Source organism: Metabacillus sp. Hm71 (assembly GCF_051842955.2).
GTDB lineage: Bacteria > Bacillota > Bacilli > Bacillales > Bacillaceae > Metabacillus.
The window spans coordinates 4631009-4652802 of the sequence record NZ_CM200278.1 but is presented as its reverse complement, the minus strand read 5'-3'; the positions used below and the strand labels follow the sequence as shown (position 1 = coordinate 4652802).

Annotated in this window: 20 protein-coding genes; 15 read left to right on the top strand and 5 right to left on the bottom strand. The window is 38.4% G+C overall.

Annotation, left to right across the window (positions count from 1 at the left end):
- Positions 1-6 precede the first annotated feature (6 nt).
- The 3 genes from ACSVDH_RS22940 to rhaA all read left to right on the top strand — a co-directional run bounded on the left by ACSVDH_RS22940 (position 7) and on the right by rhaA (position 3830).
- Complete coding sequence (locus ACSVDH_RS22940; protein WP_299087218.1) at positions 7-969, top strand: AraC family transcriptional regulator; 963 nt, start codon at positions 7-9, stop codon at positions 967-969.
- A gap of 186 nt (positions 970-1155) precedes the next feature.
- Positions 1156-2571 carry a rhamnulokinase gene (gene rhaB, locus ACSVDH_RS22935; RefSeq protein WP_439251715.1) on the top strand — a complete coding sequence of 472 codons (1416 nt, stop codon included), beginning with the start codon at positions 1156-1158 and terminating at the stop codon, positions 2569-2571.
- Between the two features lie 5 nt (positions 2572-2576).
- Positions 2577-3830: an L-rhamnose isomerase gene (gene rhaA, locus ACSVDH_RS22930; protein ID WP_439251716.1), complete on the top strand. Its 1254-nt coding sequence runs from the start codon at positions 2577-2579 to the stop codon at positions 3828-3830.
- On the opposite strand, the gene ACSVDH_RS22925 is transcribed toward rhaA, so the two are convergent.
- The 3 genes from ACSVDH_RS22925 to glcD form a co-directional block, all read right to left on the bottom strand.
- Entirely contained in the window at positions 3816-4370 is a 555-nt protein-coding gene (locus ACSVDH_RS22925; RefSeq protein ID WP_439251717.1) for a hypothetical protein, read from the bottom strand. The genes rhaA and ACSVDH_RS22925 overlap by 15 nt on opposite strands.
- Before the next feature lie 101 nt (positions 4371-4471).
- Positions 4472-5806, bottom strand: coding sequence for a (Fe-S)-binding protein (locus tag ACSVDH_RS22920; RefSeq protein ID WP_439251718.1), 1335 nt, complete (start codon positions 5804-5806; stop codon positions 4472-4474).
- Positions 5803-7215 carry a glycolate oxidase subunit GlcD gene (glcD, locus tag ACSVDH_RS22915; protein WP_439251719.1) on the bottom strand — a complete coding sequence of 471 codons (1413 nt, stop codon included), beginning with the start codon at positions 7213-7215 and terminating at the stop codon, positions 5803-5805. The genes ACSVDH_RS22920 and glcD overlap by 4 nt, the downstream gene beginning before the upstream one ends.
- A 158-nt stretch (positions 7216-7373) precedes the next feature.
- Here glcD and ACSVDH_RS22910 point away from each other — a divergent pair, with 158 nt between their 5' ends.
- The 5 genes from ACSVDH_RS22910 to ACSVDH_RS22890 all read left to right on the top strand — a co-directional run bounded on the left by ACSVDH_RS22910 (position 7374) and on the right by ACSVDH_RS22890 (position 12582).
- Positions 7374-8228, top strand: a complete 855-nt coding sequence (locus tag ACSVDH_RS22910) for an HAD family hydrolase (protein WP_439251720.1) — start codon at positions 7374-7376, stop codon at positions 8226-8228.
- Between the two features lie 104 nt (positions 8229-8332).
- Complete coding sequence (gene murQ, locus ACSVDH_RS22905; RefSeq protein ID WP_439251721.1) at positions 8333-9241, top strand: N-acetylmuramic acid 6-phosphate etherase; 909 nt, start codon at positions 8333-8335, stop codon at positions 9239-9241.
- A 12-nt stretch (positions 9242-9253) separates the two neighbouring features.
- Positions 9254-10108 carry a MurR/RpiR family transcriptional regulator gene (locus ACSVDH_RS22900; RefSeq protein WP_439251722.1) on the top strand — a complete coding sequence of 285 codons (855 nt, stop codon included), beginning with the start codon at positions 9254-9256 and terminating at the stop codon, positions 10106-10108.
- A gap of 96 nt (positions 10109-10204) precedes the next feature.
- Positions 10205-11566, top strand: coding sequence for a PTS transporter subunit EIIC (locus ACSVDH_RS22895; RefSeq protein ID WP_439251723.1), 1362 nt, complete (start codon positions 10205-10207; stop codon positions 11564-11566).
- Positions 11563-12582 (top strand): MupG family TIM beta-alpha barrel fold protein, encoded by a 1020-nt coding sequence (locus tag ACSVDH_RS22890; RefSeq protein WP_439251724.1) that lies wholly within the window; start codon positions 11563-11565, stop codon positions 12580-12582. The genes ACSVDH_RS22895 and ACSVDH_RS22890 overlap by 4 nt, the downstream gene beginning before the upstream one ends.
- Before the next feature lie 96 nt (positions 12583-12678).
- Here the strand turns inward: ACSVDH_RS22890 and ACSVDH_RS22885 are convergent, their stop codons facing one another.
- Entirely contained in the window at positions 12679-13620 is a 942-nt protein-coding gene (locus tag ACSVDH_RS22885; protein WP_439251725.1) for a LysM peptidoglycan-binding domain-containing protein, read from the bottom strand.
- A 555-nt stretch (positions 13621-14175) separates the two neighbouring features.
- Entirely contained in the window at positions 14176-14829 is a 654-nt protein-coding gene (locus ACSVDH_RS22880) for a TetR/AcrR family transcriptional regulator (RefSeq protein WP_439251726.1), read from the bottom strand.
- Positions 14830-14992: 163 nt separating this feature from the next.
- Between ACSVDH_RS22880 and ACSVDH_RS22875 the strand changes: the two genes are divergently transcribed.
- The 7 genes from ACSVDH_RS22875 to ACSVDH_RS22845 all read left to right on the top strand — a co-directional run bounded on the left by ACSVDH_RS22875 (position 14993) and on the right by ACSVDH_RS22845 (position 21779).
- Positions 14993-15190 (top strand): DUF2187 family protein, encoded by a 198-nt coding sequence (locus ACSVDH_RS22875; protein ID WP_299087197.1) that lies wholly within the window; start codon positions 14993-14995, stop codon positions 15188-15190.
- Positions 15191-15215: 25 nt separating this feature from the next.
- On the top strand, positions 15216-15380 hold the full coding sequence (locus ACSVDH_RS22870; protein ID WP_299087195.1) for a hypothetical protein: 165 nt from the start codon (positions 15216-15218) through the stop codon (positions 15378-15380).
- Positions 15381-15728: 348 nt separating this feature from the next.
- Complete coding sequence (locus tag ACSVDH_RS22865; RefSeq protein ID WP_439251727.1) at positions 15729-17489, top strand: sensor histidine kinase; 1761 nt, start codon at positions 15729-15731, stop codon at positions 17487-17489.
- A gap of 1 nt (position 17490) precedes the next feature.
- Positions 17491-18564 (top strand): response regulator transcription factor, encoded by a 1074-nt coding sequence (locus ACSVDH_RS22860; protein ID WP_439251728.1) that lies wholly within the window; start codon positions 17491-17493, stop codon positions 18562-18564.
- Positions 18565-18650: 86 nt separating this feature from the next.
- Positions 18651-19934 carry an ABC transporter substrate-binding protein gene (locus ACSVDH_RS22855; protein ID WP_439251729.1) on the top strand — a complete coding sequence of 428 codons (1284 nt, stop codon included), beginning with the start codon at positions 18651-18653 and terminating at the stop codon, positions 19932-19934.
- A 118-nt stretch (positions 19935-20052) separates the two neighbouring features.
- Positions 20053-20958 (top strand): carbohydrate ABC transporter permease, encoded by a 906-nt coding sequence (locus ACSVDH_RS22850; protein WP_439251877.1) that lies wholly within the window; start codon positions 20053-20055, stop codon positions 20956-20958.
- Positions 20955-21779, top strand: coding sequence for a carbohydrate ABC transporter permease (locus ACSVDH_RS22845; RefSeq protein ID WP_439251730.1), 825 nt, complete (start codon positions 20955-20957; stop codon positions 21777-21779). Before ACSVDH_RS22850 ends, ACSVDH_RS22845 begins: the two co-directional genes overlap by 4 nt.
- Positions 21780-21794: the final 15 nt, after the last annotated feature.

Here is a 21794-nt window from a genome sequence, read left to right as displayed (position 1 = left end):
TCTAAGGTGAATTCTGATCTTTTACAGGAATTACTCCAACTGACTGAAGAAGAAAAGCTAATGCTTCAACAAAAAAAAGAAGTGAAAAAAGAACTGTACACAAGCCAGGATCACTTTATTGTTGAAAGTGAGAAATTTCTTAATAATAATTCGATGATCATGGTGCGAAAGCATACAAGGTTTGTTGACTTTCCAAAGCATAAACATAATTATATCGAATTGAATTATGTGTATCATGGAACGCTAAAGCAAACGGTCGGAAATGAACGTTTTACCTTAAAAAAAGGCGATCTTCTGTTTTTAAATCAACATATTGAGCATGAGCTTGAGGCATGTGGTGAAGAGGATATTATCATCAATTTTATCATCAAGCCAGAATTTTTCTCGTTTATCTTCTCCTACTTAACAAGCGAAAACCTGCTCAGCAATTTTTTAATCAACAGTCTTTTTAATCATACTCAAAACGGGCAATACCTTTATTTTGCTGTATCAGAGATTGAGAGTATCCAAGAGCTGGTTGGGAAAATTATCGTTGAAATCATGCAGCCCTCGTTCATGTCTGAATCAACCATTAAATTATATATGGGCTTATTAATGGTCGAACTTATTAAGCATTCTGATAAGATGAAATATAAAGAGGATGCTGATAAACATCATACCATTATTGAATCGTTGAAATATGTAGAAGAACACTATCAAGACGCATCCTTATATCAGTTAGCTGAAAAATTAAATCAGCCGCACTATGCCTTAAGTAAACAAATCAAAAAGGCTACGAATCTAACCTTTAAAGAATTGCTGCAGGAAAAAAGATTAAGTGTTGCAAAGGATTTATTAGAAAATACATCTTTATCAATCACTTCGATTATTGAACAGGTTGGATATGAAAATATCAGTTACTTCTATCGAGTATTTAAAAGCAAATACGGATATACACCAAAACAATTTAGAGAACTGACAATTAAATAGTTTTCACAAATAGCCATATTCCATCTAGTTAAACTAAGAAAATATGGCTTTTTTTGTCGGTAATCGACAAATCAGGTGAATGTGCAAATAAGGACAATAAATTGGTTGAATGGCGATATTGGATAAACGGCTAAACTATTTTATTATATAAATAAGCAAGCGTTTTCAATGAAGAGGGTGAAAAAAATGAGTAAATACAGCTTAGCAGTAGATATAGGAGCTTCAAGTGGAAGATTGATTCTTGGGCATCTTGAAAATGGCAAGCTAAAATTAGATGAAATTCATCGCTTTGAAAACAATATTGTTCAGAAAGGTGAGCATTATTGTTGGGATATAGAAAAACTATTCAATGAAATAAAAGCGGGAATCAAGAAATGCAATGATTTAGACATAAAACCAGAAAGTATAGGGATTGACACTTGGGCTGTTGATTTTGTGCTGCTAGATGAAAACGATCATCCATTAACAGATGCAGTCGCCTATCGTGACCCGCGCACAGATGGGATGATGGAGGAAGTTTTTAAAATCATTCCTAAGGAAAAGCTTTATTTAGAAACAGGTATTCAATTTCAAAAATTCAATACAATCTATCAGCTTTATGCATTAAAGCAAAAGTCGCCAGAGGTACTAGAAAAAGCGAAATCATTTCTCATGATACCAGAATACTTTAACTTTTTACTAACCGGCAAAAAGGCAAATGAATATACAAATGCAACCTCAACACAGCTAGTGAATGCATTTACAAAAAAATGGGATCATGAGATTTTGGATCAATTAGGAATAAATAATCAAATGTTTCAAGAAATCCATCCGCCAAAAACGGTATTAGGCACTCTTTCTGAAGAGCTTATAAGTGAAGTTGGATTTGATATGAAGGTTGTTCTGCCAGCAACGCATGATACCGGGTCAGCTGTCATTTCTGTTCCTGAATTAAAGGATACGATTTATATCAGCTCTGGTACATGGTCATTAATTGGTGTGGAAAACCGCTTCCCAATTTGTGTACCGAAGGCTCTTGAATATAACTTTACAAATGAAGGCGGAATGGATTACCGCTTCCGTTTTTTAAAGAATATTATGGGACTCTGGATGATTCAAGAGGTGAAACGAAATTACAATGATCAATATTCATTCGCTGAATTAGTTAACTTCGCTCGTGAGGAAAAGGAGTTTAGCTCAATTGTGAATGTTGATGATGACCGTTTCTTAAAGCCTGAAAATATGGTTGCGGAAATTCAGAAGTACTGTGAAGAAACGAATCAGCAGGTACCGCAAACACCGGGACAAATCGCAAAATGCGTCTATGAAAGTTTAGTTGAAAGCTATAAGCAAGCTATTAATGAAATTGAAGAAATCTTTGAAAAGACATTCCCTAAAGTAAATGTCATCGGCGGGGGCTGCCAAAATGAAATGTTAAATCAACTTATTGCCGATGTGACGAATAAAGAGGTCGTAGCCGGACCGGTTGAAGCTACAGCGATTGGCAATATTGTCTCACAGCTTATGGCCCTTGGAGAAATAGAAGACATTACCCAAGCACGATCAATTATTAAAGATTCTTTTGAAGTGAAAACCTATAAACCGTTATTAGTGAAAGGATGAGAGCAATGTCAGTAAAAGAAAGCTTTGAATTAGCTAAAAAGGAATACGAAAAATGGGGAATCAACGTTGATGAAGTATTCGAACAATTAAAGCAGGTGCCTATTTCGATTCATTGCTGGCAAGGTGATGATATCGCCGGCTTTGAAGTAAATAAAGGTGAACTATCCGGAGGAATTGATGTAACAGGAAACTATCCTGGAAAAGCAACAACACCTGAAGAACTAAGAAGCGATTTAGAGAAGGCACTTTCCCTTATCCCTGGTAAACACCGTGTCAATTTACATGCAATCTATGCTGAAACAAACGGTGTAGCTGTGGATCGAGATCAATTAGAACCAAAGCATTTTGAAAACTGGGTAAACTGGGCAAAGAAAAATGGGCTAGGCCTTGATTTTAACCCAACGCTATTCTCCCATGAAAAAGCAGCAGATGGCCTAACATTAGCACATCCGAATCAAGAAATTCGCGAGTTCTGGATTAACCACTGTATTGCCAGCCGTAAAATTGGCGAGTACTTTGGAAAAGAATTAGGTACACCAGCGTTAACGAATGTCTGGATTCCTGATGGCTATAAAGATGTCCCAAGCGACCGCCTTACACCAAGAGTACGTTTAAAGGAGTCTTTGGACAAAATTTTTGAAGAGCAAATTGATGAGCAATACAATATCGATGCAGTTGAAAGCAAATTGTTCGGCATCGGCTCTGAATCCTATGTTGTTGGCTCACATGAATTTTATTTAGGCTATGCCTTAAAAAATAACAAATTATGTCTGCTTGACACTGGACATTTCCATCCAACTGAAACGGTATCAAATAAAATTTCGTCCATGCTATTATATAGCGACAAGCTTGCCTTACACGTTTCACGTCCGGTACGATGGGACAGTGACCATGTTGTCACACTCGATGACGAGTTAAGAGAAATTGCCTTAGAAATCGTTCGCAACGATGCATTGGACAAAGTCATGATCGGACTTGATTTCTTTGACGCAAGCATCAACCGTGTTGCAGCGTGGGCAATCGGAACACGCAATATGATTAAATCCTTGCTGTACGCAATGCTTGTTCCAAATAACCACTTAAAACAACTGCAAGAAGAAGGCAACTTTACAGAAAGACTAGCATTAATTGAAGAATTCAAAACATACCCATTCGGAGCGATCTGGGATTACTACTGCGAACAAATGGGTGTACCAGTAAAAGAAGCTTGGTTAGAAGAAGTGAAGAAATATGAACAAGAAGTATTATCGAAAAGATAGATAAAAGGCAAGGGCTGCAGCCGCTTGGGAAGAGTGGTGCAGCCCTTTTATTTTGGTCATAAGGTGTCTTTCAAAAATGTGAGATACGCAGTTTAATTGGGTTTCGCGGAAATAAAGGGGGAATTTCTGATAAATTTGAGATTCCGCCGATAAAAAGAAAAATCCGCCGATATATCTGAGATTCCGCCGATAAAAAGGAAAATCCGCCGATAAATTTGAGATTCCGCCGATAAAAAGGAAAATCCGCCGATAAATTTGAGATTCCGCCGATAAAAAGAAAAATCCGCCGATATCTTTGAGATTCCGCCGATAAAAAGGAAAATCCGCCGATAAATTTGAGATTCCGCCGATAAAAAGAAAAATCCGCCGATATCTTTGAGATTCCGCCGATAAAAAGGAAAATCCGCCGATATATCTGAGATTCCGTTGATAAAAAGGAAAATCCGCCGATAAAAAGGAAAATCCGCCGATATATCTGAGATTCCGCCGATAAAAAGAAAAATCCGCCGATAAAATGCAGAACCCGCCGAATAGTGCCAATGCACCTATTAAAAAGGAGAGGTATCCGTTAAATTCCGTTTAAATTGGTTACCCCTCCAATCAATCTCAACTCACTATCCTTAACATTCTCTGCAAAACCCTTACTCTTCCTGAGAATCCTGCAAAGCTTCCAATAACAAATCCACAATATGCAAGGCACGCACACGCTCAGACAGTCCTTCACGTTCAATCCCGAGCTTCATTTGCAATAAGCAGCCTGGATTCGCAGTAACAATCGTAGTAGCATGTGTTTCTTTAGCTTGTTCCATTTTATGATCTAAAATCTGCATGGACATTTCCGATTCGACAATGTTGTAGATTCCAGCTGAACCGCAGCATCGGTCGGCATCCTTCATTTCCTGAAAATCAATGCCTTTTATCGCTTGCAGCAGAAGGCGCGGTTCAATGGAGGTCTTCATCACATTACGTAAATGGCAGGAATCTTGGTACGTCACAACTTGTGCGGGCAGCTTCAAGTTTCGTTTATGGAATTCCAGCTCAACTAGGACAGCCGAAACATCCTTCAGCTTGTCAACAAAAGCTTTGGCACGTTCCTTCCATTCTGGATCATTTTTTAATAAATGATCATAATCGATTAGGAATGCCCCGCAGCCGCCTGCATTGGTAATAATATAATCAATGTTAAGTTCTTCAAACGCTCGAATATTGCGTTTTGCTAATTCCTTTGCTTGTTCTTTTTCTCCGCTATGACCGTGAAGTGCGCCGCAGCATGCTTGATTTTGCGGAATCACGATTTCACAGCCAGCTGTTTGTAGGAGTTTGACCGTTGCATTATTTGTCTCTAAAAACATCGTATCCATTAAACAACCTGAGAAAAAGGCGACTCTTTTTTTACGTGTCCCTTCAGCTTGAAGATGGGTAGGCCGGTTTTTCATTTCCTTCATTGTCGGTACTTTCGGAAGCACTTTTTCCATTGTCACCAGATGATCAGGCAGAAGATTTAGTAAGCGGGTTTTTCTCATCATGCTTTGTAAACCTGAACGCTGATAGAATCCTAGAAACCCGGTGGCCATCATCATTCGATTTTGATGTGGAAAAAGTCCTGCAAAGACGGCCTTTCGTACGGCACGGACAGGCAGTGAATGTTTTTTATTTTGGTTAATAATATCCCTTGCTTCCTCTAGTAAATGTCCGTAATTGACACCAGATGGGCAAACAGGTTCACATGCGCGGCAGCCAAGGCAAAGCTCCAACGAACGTTCAACATCCTCGTCTGGTTCAATCAGTCCGTCTGCTACCGCCTTCATTAGGGCAATCCGTCCCCGTGGAGAATGGGATTCCTTAAAACCTGATTCTACGTAAGTCGGACAAGATGGCAAACAAAAGCCGCAGCGCATGCAATTCAGAAGCTCATCTTCATTCATGCGTTCTTTAAATTGTTGTTGAATCGTCTCACGTTCTTTTAAGGTTGTCATCTTGTTACCACCACCCGTTTACGAGATTCCTTGGCAAAAACTTTCCCTGGGTTCATAATATTGTTTGGGTCTAAGGCAGTTTTGATCGCCTTCATCGCTGCGATTCCTTCTTTTCCAAGCTTTAGTTCCAGGTATGGGGCTTTCATCACGCCGACACCATGCTCGCCTGTAATGGTTCCGCCAAGCTCGATTGCTTTTTCGAAGATCTCCGCGAATGCTTTTTCAACACGTTCAATTTCATCATGGTTTCGTGAATCTGTTAAGCATGTTGGATGAAGGTTTCCGTCACCTGCATGACCAAATGTACAAATGTTGACCTCGTATTTTTTCGCGATTTCATTAATGGCACGTACCATCTTCGCGATTTCTGAACGCGGAACAGTTGCATCCTCCAGAATCGTTGTTGGTTTTAAACGAGCAAGCGCTGATAAGGCTGAACGACGTGCGGTTCGAAGCGCCATTGCCTGTTCTTCTGATTCGGCCACTTGAACGGAAATAGCATGTTCCGCAGCACAAACTTCCGAAATTCGTGTTATATCTCGTTCAACTACTTCAGAAGGTCCATCTTGTTCAATTAAGAGAACGGCTTGGACATTTGTCGGCAAGCCAATTTTTGCAAAGTCCTCCACGACCTGAAGTGTAGGCTGATCAAGAAATTCCAGTGTCGTTGGGATGATTTTACTAGCGATCATTTTTGAAACAGAGCGTGCTGCGGCTTCAAGATCCTGATATAACGCAAGAATGGTTTTTTTCGTTTCCGGCATCGGGATTAATTTTAAAGTAGCTTCTGTAATGATCCCCAGAGTCCCTTCAGAACCGACAAATAATCGCGTTAAATCATATCCAGCTACATCCTTTGCCAGTTTTCCTCCTGTGCGGATGATATCTCCGTTTGCCAGCACAATTTCAAGGGCGATGACATAATCACGCGTCACTCCGTATTTTAAGCCGCGCAAGCCTCCGGAATTTTCGTTAATGTTCCCGCCAATGGTTGAAATTTTCATTGAACTTGGATCCGGTGGATAGAATAAGCTGCGTGCCTCAACTTCATTAATCATATCGAGCGTAATCACACCGGGCTGAACCGTAACAGTTAAGTTTTCTTCATCTATTTCAAGGATGTGGTTCATATGCTTAAACAAGATGACAAGTCCGCCTTCAGTCGGACATGTGCCTGCACAAAGATTTGTGCCAGAACCGCGAGGCACGATCGGAATTTTATATTCATTGCAGATTTTCACAATTTCAGAAATCTCTTTTGTGGTTCGCGGAGAAATGACCCCATCTGGCATTGATTGAAACTGCGGGGTCGCATCATAAGAGTAAACAAGTCGTCCGGCCTTGGAATCATCAAAGTTTTCCGCACCAACGATTTCGATCAATTTCGATTTAATGTCTGATGTAATCATTTATTTCACACCTTTATCATATAGATTAAATTTTGCATTTCTTCTATTAAAAAATCAATCTATGCATCGATAGTTTACAATAGAATTGAAATAATATTTTAATAATAGTATATTATAATTAAAATAAAAAATCAAAATGAATTCGCGAGGTGTTAATAATGAAGTATTCAATACTGGCTGTTGACCTAGACGGAACGCTATTAAATAAAGAACATGAAATCGATAAAGAATCGGTTGAGGCGATCCAGGAGTATCGCGCAAACGGAGGTAAGGTGGTGATTTGCAGCGGAAGAACGACGCTATCGACAAGATGGATTGCAGAAACGATCGGGATTACAGACCCGATTGTTGCGTTAAATGGTGCAGTTATTCAATCACATAATGGAAACATTATAGAGAGATTCCATTTTGAAAACAGAACTTTGCCTGGATTTATTGACTTTTGCCTTACACATGGGGCGTATGCCCATTTTTATGAAGAGGATTCGATTCTTGTACCTGAAGAAAATCGTTGGAATGACAGCTGGGTGGAAAAAAACATTTTGCCATTGCAAAGGACTGGTGGTAACCCGGAGGTTTGCCAACAGTACCGTGATCAATGCTCTGTTCAAGTGGTGACAGATTTTAATCATTATATTAAAAAAAATCCGATCATCTCAAAAATTGCAGTTTTTCATGAAGAAGACTCACTTTATGAATTTTCAAAGAAGCTTGCCGAGCAATCGAACGATTATGAAGTTTCCTCCAGCCTTAATTATTCAAATTTGGAAATATCGCCAAGCGGCGTTTCAAAAGCAGGGTCAATTACTAGGCTGGCCGCTCAATTAGGTGTTCCCTTATCAAAAGTAGCTGCTATTGGAGATAATTATAATGATATGAAATTACTTAAAGCTGCCGGATTGGGAATTGCGATGGGAAATGCTCCTGAAAAAGTGAAATTGGCTGCAGATGTGATAACTGATACGAATGGTGAAGCTGGTGTTGCAAAGGCGATACGGAAATTTTTATTCTAAAACTAAAATTTAATTTTAAAAATTTATTTTATATGTTGAAATTTAATTTCAAACACGCTATACTGAACGTAGATTTTGCAACACGATAATTGGAGGTCAATTCAATGGATCAAAAACTCACCTTATTGACAACAGAATCTCGTAACGAACGAACCATGCATATAGATACTGCCGATACGGCTGAAATTTTAAGAGTGATGAATGAAGAGGATCAGAAAGTGGCCTTGGCTGTTCAGCAAGTGCTTCCCGATGTCGAAACGGCGATAAATTTTGCTTTTGAGTCATTGAAAAATGGCGGCCGTCTTATTTATCTTGGAGCTGGTACGAGCGGCAGACTTGGTGTGTTAGATGCGGTTGAATGCCCGCCGACATTTAGTACAGACCCAAGCTTAGTCCAAGGCATAATGGCTGGTGGAGAAAAAGCATTTGTGAAAGCGGTTGAAGGTGCTGAGGATAAGGAAGAACTTGGTGAGCAGGATTTAAGAGATATTCAGTTAAGTTCAAATGATACAGTCATGGGCATTGCAGCAAGCGGTCGTACTCCTTATGTAATTGGAGCCCTAAAATATGCAAGAAGTGTTGGTGCTAAAGCTGTGGCATTATCCTGTAATGAAAACTCACCAATCAGCCAGGTGGCAGATCTTAGCATTGAAGTTGTTGTTGGTCCTGAAGTACTGACAGGCTCAACAAGATTAAAAGCTGCAACCGCACATAAAATGATTTTAAATATGATCTCAACAACGACGATGATTAAGCTTGGTAAGGCATATGAAAATTTAATGGTAGATGTGCATGTAAGTAACTTTAAATTAAAGGAACGTGCCACAAATATTATTCGTAAAATTACCAATGTCTCGTATGAACAAGCGAAAGAAACGCTGGAATTAGCAAACAATGAAGTAAAAACAGCGATCGTCATGATTAAAACAGGAAGAGAGTATGAAGAAGCTAAAAAGCTGCTTGAACAGGCGAAAGGATATGTGAGAACAGCAATTGAACTTAGTAAGAATTAAAGGAGAGTACAGATGGCATCAGGCGGATTAAACATGATTAAAAATGTAATACCGAGTCTTCCAGAATCTGAGCGGAAAATTGCTGACTATATTTTAGAGCATCCAAAAGAGATAGTGAATTGTACCGCTGGAGAGCTGGGGACATTGGCTGGTTCAAGCAGCGCAGCTGTGATTCGTTTATGCAAGTCGCTTGGTGTAAAAGGGTTTCAGGAGTTAAAGGTAAGGATTGCCGGAGATTTAGTGAAGCCTGTTGAACAAGGGTATCGGGACATTGAGCCAGATGAAACGATTCAATCAATTGTTCAAAAGACAACAAGCAACAGCATCCAAAGCTTGAGCGACACATCTGAGCTTATCAACAACTATGAGCTTGAGCAAGCAGTAAATGTGCTGCTTAAAGCAAAGAACGTTCATTTTTTTGGAATTGGTGCTTCACATATCATTGCGATGGATGCCCAGCAAAAGTTTCTGCGAATTAATAAAGGTTCAACAGCCTTTACAGATGCACATCTTGTTGCAACATTAATTGCAAATGCAGATGAAGATGATGTTGTATTTGGCATTTCCTTTTCAGGAGAAACAAAAGAGGTCATTAACGTACTTTCACTGGCAAAAGAAAATAATGTGAAAACAATAAGCTTAACGAAATATGGCCAGTCAGCGGTTACTTCTTTGGCAGAAATTAATTTATTTACATCATACTCAAACGAGGCGCCGTTTCGAAGTGCTGCCACCTCTTCCCGGCTTGCCCAGCTTTATGTCATCGATTTGCTGTTTTTATGCATGGCGGCTAAGCAGTATGATGATACAGTCCAATATATTGATAAAACAAGAGAAGCGATAAAATTTTTAAAAAAGAATAAATAATTGCCTGTACCTAATGATTTCAGGCTTTTATTTCAGAAAAATAATAGCGTTTTCAAAACAGCAAGATTGCCGAAATAGAAAAAAGGGGGATTTAAAATGTCTGGGGAAAATCAATTATTAGCAAAAAAAATACTTGAAAAGCTTGGTGGAGCTGAAAACATTGCATCATATACACATTGCATGACCCGTCTTCGTGTAACGCCAGTTGACGGAACAAAGGTTAATAAAGAAGCACTCAAAAAGATAGATGGTGTGCTAGGACTTGTTGAACAGGAAACATTACAAATTATTTTAGGCCCAGGGAAGGTTGCGAAAGTGACAGAGGAGTTTGGCAAGTTGGTAGATGCTTCAGGAGGCATCGATTTAAAAGAGCGTGCAGCTCAGAAAAAATCAGAGCTAAAAGAAAAAAATGCGACACCATTTAAGCTTTTATTGCGAAAAATTGCGAGCATCTTTATCCCGCTTATCCCTGCTTTAGTAGCGTCTGGTTTAATCACAGGGATTACAAAGGCGATTGTTCAGGCGGGCTGGCTGCCGGCAGAATCACAAACGGCAATTATCTTGTCAACGATCGGAGGAGGCCTGTTTGCCTATCTCGGAATTTTAGTGGGGATCAATGCAGCGAAGGAATTTGGCGGTTCACCGGCGCTTGGAGGTTTAGCAGGTATCTTAATTATAAACCCTGCTGTTGCAGGCATCAGTCTTTTCGGTACAGAATTATTGCCTGGTCGCGGCGGTTTAATAGGGGTTTTATTTGCGGCGATCTTTATTGCTTTGGTAGAAAAGCGTGTTCGCAAGTTTGTACCACAGTCACTTGATATTATTCTTACGCCAACAATAGCTTTACTCATTACTGGTATTTTAACTTATCTTGTCTTTATGCCAATTGGCGGAATAATTTCAGACGGATTAACAAAAGGCTTGCTGGCTGTCTTGGATATGGGCGGCATTGTCGCTGGATTTGTGTTAGGCGCAACCTTCCTGCCTCTTGTTGTTACTGGATTGCATCAAGGATTAACACCAGTTCATTTGGAATTAATTAACTCAATCGGTGATGATCCATTGCTTCCGATTTTAGCAATGGGAGGTGCAGGTCAAGTTGGTGCAGCATTTGCTATTTATATGAAAACGAAGAAAAAACGTTTGAAACGAGCAATTGGCGGTTCCCTTCCTTCTGGGATCCTTGGAATTGGCGAACCATTAATTTTCGGGGTAACGTTGCCGCTAGGTCGACCGTTTTTAACAGCATGCCTAGGAGCAGGAGTTGGCGGTGCATTTCAGGCCTACTTTAATGTAGCAACAGTTGCTGTTGGTGTTTCAGGAATACCATTAACATTCTTAGTTCATGCCCAACAGATCGTCTTATATTTAATTGGCTTAGTTATTGCATATGCAGCAGGCTTTATCTTTACGTTCCTATTTGGATTTAATGATCGGATGGCTGGTGAATTTGAGTGATCGGTATCTCATTTTATTTAAATGATTCAAAAGCTGAACAACGGATAATAGAAGCGAGCAAGAAAGGTGTGAAGCGGGCATTTACCTCGCTTCACATTCCTGAAGAAACAGGTGATCTTGCTAAGAGAGCCAAAATACTTCTTGAAGTGGCAAGAGATTACGGGGTTGATGTATATGCCGATGTATCGAAGAAAACACCTAAACACCTGGGAATTCAAGCATTAGAAGATTTATCGTCCCTTGGTGTTGTAGGATTGCGTCTTGATGATTTTTTTGAGGATGAAACCATTCTCAAGCTTTCAAAACAATTTCGGCTTGCCATTAATGCAAGCATCATCCTGGAAAGTGACCTGAATTCCTTATTGGCAAAGGGGATCGATGCAGATCGATTAATTGCTTGGCATAACTTTTATCCCCGTCGTGAAACAGGGCTTGATGAAATGTTTTTTCAAAAGCAAACCGCTCTCTTCAATCGTTATAATATTCCAGTGTATGCGTATGTGCCTGGTCGAGGGGAGAAGCGGGGACCGCTGTTTGAGGGATTGCCTACTTTGGAACGCCATCGTTATCTAGATCCATTTGTTGCTGCAGTTGAGCTTTATCGTTGGGGCATTGCTGATGTGTATGTCGGCGATCCTGATCCTGGTGAAGGGCTGTTGGAACAATTGGTAAAATATGATCAGGACAAAGAGATTCCAATCCGGATTCAATCGTCTGTGCTTCAAGAAGGCGAGTATCGTCCGCGTCCTGACTTTGCAAGAGATGTACTTCGGTTAATGGATACAAGAACAGAAGAAGCGGTTGTTCCTGACAATACAATTGAACGAACGCTTGGCACGATTACAATGGATAATGATCTTTACGGCCGCTACCGCGGTGAAGTGCAAATCGTTTTAAGAGATCTTCATGCCGACGAACGAGTTAATGTAATCGGCCGGGTAATTCCTGAGGATTGTCCGCTGTTATCTCTAATTCAGCCGGGGCAAATGGTGTTTTTTAAGAAGATAAATGGTTAAGCTATTGAAGAGGCTGTCTTGATTTCAAGACAGCCTCTTCGTGCTTGATTAGAGCATCTAGAACATCTACTCATGCAAATTTAAAAACACACTAACCTACCTCACTCGAATCGTATTCAAGATATCAATCATATGCGGTGTAATCCCTTCAGATTCTTCCTTGTTCAGGTAATGGATCGTAAATCTGATTAATTTTCCATCTACTTCTTTCACGACAATATTTGTTTGTGTTTTGCTGTTTGTACCATGTAAGAAGAATTCAGCATTTTTATAAAATGGATGGGCAATTCGGTCGGTTGAATAATCGGTTATTTTGTTACCTTTTAAATAGGCCATTGAATTTTTCTTAATCTCATTCAAATTGGCATTTGCATTAAGCACTTCTATTCTAGAAAAATAGCCATCATTTTTCGTATATTGGACGATAAATCGTCTCGGTTCTTCTGCATGGAAGGTGAAATGATCTGTTACAGTAACTTCAACCTTTACCTTTTCAGGATCATAGTGGTCAGGAGCAGTCGTCACACCTCCATATTTCGCAACGATGAGTTTTTGACCGATTTTTATCGTTGTGGAGGTTAATCCATTAATAGCTTTAAGTTCATCTACCGTCAGTCCGTAATTTTTGGCTATTCGATAAAGTGTATCGCCTTTTTTAACAATGACAGTTGTAGGAATGATTAGCTTTTCGCCTGCATAAATCATAGTTGAAGACAGATGATTTATAGATTTGAGCTGGGAAACACTCGTATTGTACTTTTTAGCAAGACTAAATAAAGTATCGCCTTTCTTAATGGTGATGGTGGTAGGAAGCATAAGATATTGGCCGGCATAAATGATTGGAGAAGTCAGGTTATTTAGCTGCATTAATTGTGAGACAGATACATCATTTTCGCTGGCAAGACTGTACAAGGTATCGCCTTTCGTAATTTTATATATCGTTGAGGCAGCTGCATGTGTATGACCGAATACAGATACTGTAGCGAGTCCTAACATGATGGCTGCAATTTTTAAAAAGTGAAACTTTTTTTTCTCCATAGTAATCCCTCCTTTATAAATGAACGGAAGTGCTTATTACACCAGAAAGCATAAAACTTTATGGATGATAGTATAAGATAAACTAAGGCTTTCGCCATTAGGACTTGGCGACAAGCCAAGTTTTTCTAATAAGATTCCGTATTACTCTATTTGACGAGGGAAAAATCAAATAGTTTCATTCGGATAAGCCTAACTTTATATCGATTGCCATTAAAAAAGCGTAAAACAATAGAGGACAAATTGTTTTACGCTTTTTGCTGTTATTGCATAGGAAATTATAAAATTCTTGGACTGTGTATAGCGCTTTGACATCCAGCTCTAGCGCCTAGCCCCTCTAGGGTCTAGCCAATTTAGAATTGAAGGCAAAGAACGCCTTCTATTCTAAATCGTCTTATTTGCCCTAGGCTGAACGAGGCTCTTGCGCTTTTGTTCTCATGCACAATAAAGGCTGTTTTTTCACATTTTTATTCGTGACTTTACAAGTTCTGATGGGGTATAATAATCCTTATATAGTTCTTCTTCTTTTTTAAAACATTATTAAAATGTTTTACTCAACTATGCTTCACGACTTTCCTTTTTTAATTTCTCCAATACCTCTGGAGGGAACACTAGCCGGCATATGACTTTAGCAAGTTCATAGTAGTCTGTTCGATCGCCGCTTTCCTTTTGCTTTTCTGGTACTTGATCTGATAACACCATAATTGACCATGAAACGGTCTCTAAATCTAGGTCTTGCCATACCATTCCTTTTTCTTTAGCATGTTTCAAGCTTGAATATATTCTGGCATGTATTTTTTTTCTAGCTTCAAAAATCACCTCAGCTAATTGAGAATCCTTCAGCAACAATTCAGGTAATACACGGTGCAGGCCTAATTCTTCAAGACGATTGTAATGCTGCTCCAAAAGTGTGGAAAAAAATGCTTCTGGATCAACATTCGACCAGCTCGGTTCAGGAGGCAGCAGCTTCGCCAATTGATCTTCCAACAGCGACATCATCAGCTGCCGTTTATCAGTGAAATACCTGTAAAATGTTCCAATTGCAACACCGGCATGTAATGCGATTTCTTTTGCGTTTGTTTGCTCATATCCTTTCTGGGTAAACAGAGCACGACCGCTCTCAAGCAATGCCTGTCGTTTCAATTGTGCCCGTTTTTGTTTTGGCAAGTAAGGATATTCCCCAACTAGCTGTTCATCATCATGCTCAGACATAGGATCACCTCGGTACTACTATACCATAAAAAAGCAAAACGTGAACTTAAGTTCATATTTATTGACATAGCTATCAGTTGGTGTAATACTTGATTTATCGTTCAATGAATCATTGAATGAATCCATTTAAAGTGAAAAAAAGAAAATGGAGTGTAAGGCTAAGATGAATGAAAATAACATAGCTAAAGAAGGAGAGAAGATCCGCTTTGAGCGGAATGGATTGGTGCTTTTGGGTGAAGTAGTAAAAGTAAGAGAAGAAAGTGTCATCGTACAGATTAGCAAATCCGATGCAGAAGAAATAAATGTTGAAACACCATTAACTGTCGTTTCTCACAAAAACTATCAAATTATTAAAGACTAATTTAGCTAGGAAGGTGTGAAATTAGATGGCAACAGATACTCCAAAACCAATTGCTGTTAATTCAACTATTTCTTTAAAAGGAATTGTTAAGGCTATATTTAATGATACTGTTCATGTTCAAATTGGCGGAAAGATTATTGCCCTGCCAATTTCAGATAGCAATCTATTAAAAGGTGACCATGCGAAATAATGTTCACCGCCCCTTTAATATAGGTATAGAAAAAAACGGCTGACCTTTCGGTTAGCCGTTTTTATGTGTTTCTTTGGTTATATGTTAGATACTGTTTCGGGGTAACCATTCGATCATTGTTCGCTGAATATATTCCGCAATAATTGCCCCCTCTTTTTTTGATGCATCGCCGCATTTTCTGCAAGAAGCGGACAGCATGGACACATGCTAATCAATTAGAAAAAAAGACTATCTTTAAATAGACGAAACCATCTTTTTTAAAGATAGTCTTTTTATCTATCATTTTACGATTTATAATTATCAAAATATCAGTAAAAAGCAGATGGAAATCCAAATGGAGGATGAATCATGAGATTTCGAGGCAGAGTAAAGCATTATTTTAACAAATACGTTATTGAAAGCATTAAGCACAAGTTAATGGGGACCCTGCTTCTGGTCATGATGGTTCCGCTTTTAATCTTCATGCTGATCTCAACTCATATTTCCAGAGGAACCGTTGAGTCATCAGAAATTAGCTCCAATCTTTCCCGGATGGAACTTTCGAAGAGTTATATTGAAGAGCAAATGTACTGGTATAATGACTTTTTATTTTCAGCACTTGTGGACGAAAAGCTGGTGCCAAGCATTACGACTGTTGATAATATAAGCACGATTAATGCTTTTAATATACAGTCCTATCTAAAAGATAAACTATTTGGTTTATATAATGGGGATGATGATATTTTATCTGCCTCACTTGTTTCCTATGAGGATGATCGCTTATACAAAGTGGAAATGAACGATTTTTATGTAAGCAATGATGTAAGCTCACCATCGAATCAAAATAAGAAAGACGCTATTTTCAATGTCGATCCAGCTACAGAAAGTTTTTCATTATCGCGTAATATCTATCGATTTGAGGACCAAAAGCTGGTTGGGAGACTTGAAATACAAGTGGTGTTTTCATTTATGGATCATATAGCCGAAAACCTGCAAAGTAATGAAGAAGAGTCAGTATTGCTCCTTGATTCCCATGGGAATTTGCTCTTTAATCCGGATCAGCTCGATATGAATAGAGAGATCAGCAAGGACATCTCCAACGAAATCATTTCTTCACAAGAAAGCCATTACTTGAAGAAGGATAAGAATTATTATTTCTTTCAGGAAATGATGAACGGAAAAATCATCTTATTAAAAGTGGTCCCAGAAGAAGTGATGATGGTAGGAGCGGTTTATATTGGCCAATCTGGTTTCGTCATTCTTATTATATCGATCTTCTTAACGGTTTTATTATCGATTATCGTCTCAAATCAAGTGGCCAAACCAATTGTAGCACTCTCTAAGACAATGGAACATGTTGAAGATACAAACTTTAACGTTCAAATAAACGATAGACGTACAGACGAAATAGGGATTCTTCAAAGAAAATATAAAGAAATGATAGAACGGATCAGAGAACTGATCGAAAAGGATTATAAACGTGAAATGGAAAATCGCGATGCACAATTTCTTGCCCTGCAAGCACAAATTAATCCGCATTTTTTATATAATACGCTGCAAGTCATCAGCGGGATGGCTTTGAAAAAACAAGCTAAAGACATGTATGAAATGACACAGCGTCTTGCGAACATGTTTCGTTATATCACAAATAAGCGTGGAGACTTGGTTCCTATCCGTGAAGAGGTTAGCCATTTGAAAAATTATTTATATATTCAAAAAGTTAGATTTGGTGAAAATATTTCGATTCACTTATTTGTTGATGAAGCTGTCAATGATGGCCTTATTCCGCTTTTATCCCTGCAGCCGATTGTAGAAAACTCTTTTAAACATGGCTTTGAGTCACAAATTGAAAAAGGCAGGATTAAAATTGATATTCAAAAAATATTTGATGAAATTGAAATTGTCATTGAAGATAATGGTGTGGGAATGACAGCACATGTTTTAGATGAGATTAGGAGAAAGCTGCTGATTGATGAGGGGACACAAAATCGAAGCATTGGCTTAAAAAATGTAGATGCGAGACTGAAGCTTTATTTCGGAAATGATTATGGGATTGAGCTATACAGTAAGGAAGCGGATTATACAAGAGTGATTTTAAGAATGCCGTATATACAAAGGGATGTGAATTGATATGAATACTATCTTACTTGTTGACGATGAAAGCTGGACTAGAGAAACGGTTAAAGCATTAATAGATTTCGAATCATTAGACATCACACATCTAATGGAGGCAACAAATGGGGAAGAAGCCCTTGAATCCATTAAACGCAAACGCCCTGATTTCATCATAACAGATATGAAGATGCCGGGAATTGATGGAATTGGACTGCTTGAAGTACTTGAAAAAGATTTTTCACATATCCCGGTCATCGTTCTAAGCGGTTATCAAGACTTTGTTTATACTAGACAAGCCATTAAATCACGTGTGATTGAATATTTACCAAAGCCTATCGATGGAACAGAACTAAATAAAGCATTAGAGAAAGCTTTGTATGAAAAAAGAAAATGGAAACAGCAGCAAATAGGTTTCCCATTATTTACAGTAAATCCTGAACTGGAAGAATTAATTCAACCCTTTCATCACACTCTGGCTTTTTCCTTAAAGGAATTGAATGCTTCCGAGCTTTCTAAAAGTATTGAGCGGTTTCTTAGCAAATTAAATGATTCCCAAAAGAAAGATGAATTGCTAATTTTTCACTTGCATCAAGAATTTTTATTTCTCCTTAAGGAAGCTTTGAAGGAACATAACCTTAGAATGGAGGATATCGGTTTAGATTGGGAGCAATTAAGCCACCATGCAAATATCACGGTTGAAGATGAGCTTACAAACCAATTAAATATCGGCAAACAAATCATGATAAAATTTGATGAAATCAGGAAACAGAAAAACAAAATAAACTTGGAAGATATTAAGGACTATATTGATAATCATTCTGCGTCACCGAATTTATCACTTGAAATGATCGCTAAAACCTTTTTTGTCAGCAAAGAATATTTAACGACAGCCTTTAAAAAAAGATATAGCTGCAATGTGACTGAGTATATCATCACAAAACGGATGGAAAAGGCAAAAGAGCTAATCATGACTACTTCATTACAATATAAGACAATTGCCGAAATGGTTGGATATGAAGATGTTTCATATTTTTATCGCGTTTTTAAAAAATACTTTGGAACATCTCCGGGAACAATTCGGAAAACTTAAAATAGTCCAAATGTAAGCGTTAATATTTTCAATTTCATAACCAATACAAACAGATTATGATTAAAACAGAAAGGGGAGATTACCAAATGAGAAAAGCGCTTACATTATTTCTTGTTTCCATTTTATTTGCAGGTTTACTTGCAGGGTGTACTGCACCCGGCAGCAGCAGTTCATCTGGTGATGCAGGTGGAGGCGATGGGAAAAAGGTAGAATTAAAGGTCTTTATCGGACAGCCTCGTTTTAAGGAGCAATACGAAACATATATTGATCAGTTTATTAAAAAACAAAAAGAAGAAAAAGGTCGAGATGTAACAGTTAAGCTTGAATTGCCAAGTGTGAATGAAGCAGATCAGTTATTAAAAACACGTCTAGCTTCTGGTGATAGTCCGGATGTTTTTGCTCTTCATGCGGTCAATGACATCCCGGTATATGATAAGGCAGGTTATTTAGAGGATTTATCTGGTGAACCATTTGTGGAAAATCTTTATGACACAGTATCACCAGCGGTAACAAGAGATGGCAAGGTTCTTGCTGTACCTTTAGAAACACTACAATGGGGATTTATTTATAACAAAGATATCTTTGAAGAAAATGGCATTGAAGTACCAAAAACACTCACAGAAATGAAAGCGGTTATAAAAACACTTGAAGACAAAGGAATTACACCATTCATTCGTGCTTATAAAGATTCCTATATTCCACAGCTGTTCCTTCCTTTAACGGTTGGTGCATTAGAAAGTACAACAAACAAAGGTTTTATCGACAGCATGAATGCTGGAGAAGGCTCATTTGCTGATTTAAAAGGCATGTTTGAGATCATTGATCTTGTTCATGCTCATGGAACAGACCGTCCATTTGAAGTTGGTCAGGATCAAGGGGCTGCAGCCTTTGCGAGCGGTGAAGCAGCCATGTGGGTTCAAGGACCATGGATGGCCGAGTCTATGCTTGCAACAAATGAAAAGTTCAACTTCGGTGTTGCAGCACTTCCGATTAATGATGATCCAAATGCTACGCTCATTAATTTAAGTACATCTACATCTCTAGCAGTTTCAAAAGTAAGTAAAGTGAAAGACGTAGCGAAAGATTTTGTGAACTATATCTTAGATGAACAAGATTCTAGTGCATTTTATGAGAGCTTAGGCTTTAATCCGATTTCTGAAGTTCATACATTTGAAACTTACCCTTGGTTAAAGGATTCGGCGAAATATGTGGAAGAAGGAAAAGTATATCAGGATCCGGTTATTCCTGCAGCAGTAAAATCTGCTTCTGAAAAATTACTGCAAAGCTACTATGCTGGCGATTCCTCTAAAGAAGATGTTATTAAAGGATTAGACCGGGCATGGCAGGAGTATAACAAAGTGAACAAGTAAAAGAGATTAATAAACAGTGAAAGAGAGGCTTTAGAAAGCCTCTTTCACTTTAAGAATCTAAGAATGAAAGGAATGAAACCAAGTGCCTGTTAAAGAATTGAATGTACCAAATGTACCTATGAAGGAAGCGGCAACGAAGAAAAAGCTTAAAGCAAAAAGCAACCATTTAAGTTTGATTTTATTTGTCCTTCCGGCATTTGCTTTTTATTTCGTGTTTTTATTTATCCCAACGATTGGTGCAGGAGTGTATAGCTTTACGGACTGGAATGGATTAAATCCAACGTTCAACTTTGTTGGATTCAGTAATTATTTTGAGGCCTTTAGTGATGATCCAGCATTTAGACATTCCTTTTGGTTTACGTTGCGTTACACGATTTTCATGTTTGTGATTCAAAATGTTGCCGCATTGCTTTTAGCTTTATTAATAGAGTCACGAATGAAATCAAAAGGATTTTTTCGAACGATTTTCTTTATGCCAAATATGATAAGTTTAATCATTAGCTCATTAATGTTCTCATTCATTTTCACAAATGTCTTTCCAGAACTTTCAGAACAAGCCCTCTTTTCAATTTTAGATCAGTCCTGGATTGGGGATGCTAGGGTATCATTTTACTCAATTTTAATTGTTTCGCTTTGGCAGGGAATTGGCTATATGATGGTTATTTATATGGCAGCATTACAAGGCGTTCCAAAACAATTAAAAGAAGCTTCAATGATTGATGGTGCAAATGTTTTTCAACGATTAAGACATGTTGTAATTCCAATGATTATGCATGCGATTACCATTTGTTCGTTCTTAACCTTAAATGGAGCGTTTAAAGTATTCGATGTTGTCTATGCTTTGACACAAGGCGGTCCAGGGACTTCAACTCAAGTAATGGCTTTAAATATTTACGAGGAAGCCTTCTCTAATAACTTCCGTTTCGGCTATGCCAATGCAAAAGCAATGATTCTGTTCCTCGTTGTATTGATTATTACATTGATTCAAGTAACGATCTTAAAGCGTAAGGAGGTTGAAGCATGAGGGAGAACCGTGCCGTTTCATTTTCCATTAACCTAATCTTGACTGTTTTTGCGGTTATTTCATTTTTTCCGATCTATATGGCCGTGATCAATTCTTTTAAATCACAAGGGGAAATCTTTAACTCGGTGTTATCGATGCCCAATTCACTTTCACTAGAAAACTATCTGGGTGTTTTTACAGAGTTAAACCTATTAGGAAGTGGTTTTAATACATTGATTGTTACCGTAATTGGCCTTGCGGGGATTGTATTTTGCGGGTCACTTGCCGGCTATAAGCTTGCTAGAACATCAGGGAAACTTAGTGCACTTATTTTTACGCTTTTCATTGCCTCAATGCTCGTACCTTTTCACTCGATCATGATTACGTTGAGTCAAATGGCAAAAATTCTTGGCTTCCAAGGATCACTTTATGGTCTTGGTCTCATTTATATTGGGCTGGGTGTAAACATGGCTGTGTTTCTCTATCACGGATTTGTGAAATCGATTCCGAAAGAGCTGGAGGAAGCAGCGAAGATTGATGGCTGCAACGATTTTCAAATCTTTATTAAAATTATTTTTCCATTGCTTAAACCGATAACGGCAACCATATTGGTATTGAATGTGCTTTGGCTTTGGAACGATTTCCTCTTGCCATTGATCATGCTGACAGATGTCAATAATTATACGCTTATGCTATCGATTAATATGCTGTTCGGCCAATATGTTGCAGACTGGCCGAAGATCCTGGCTGCATTGGTATTAACAGCATTGCCTGTTATCGTCTTCTATGCCTTTTTCCAAAAATATATTTTGGAAGGCATTGCTGATGGTGCGATTAAGTAATGGATGAAAGGAAGA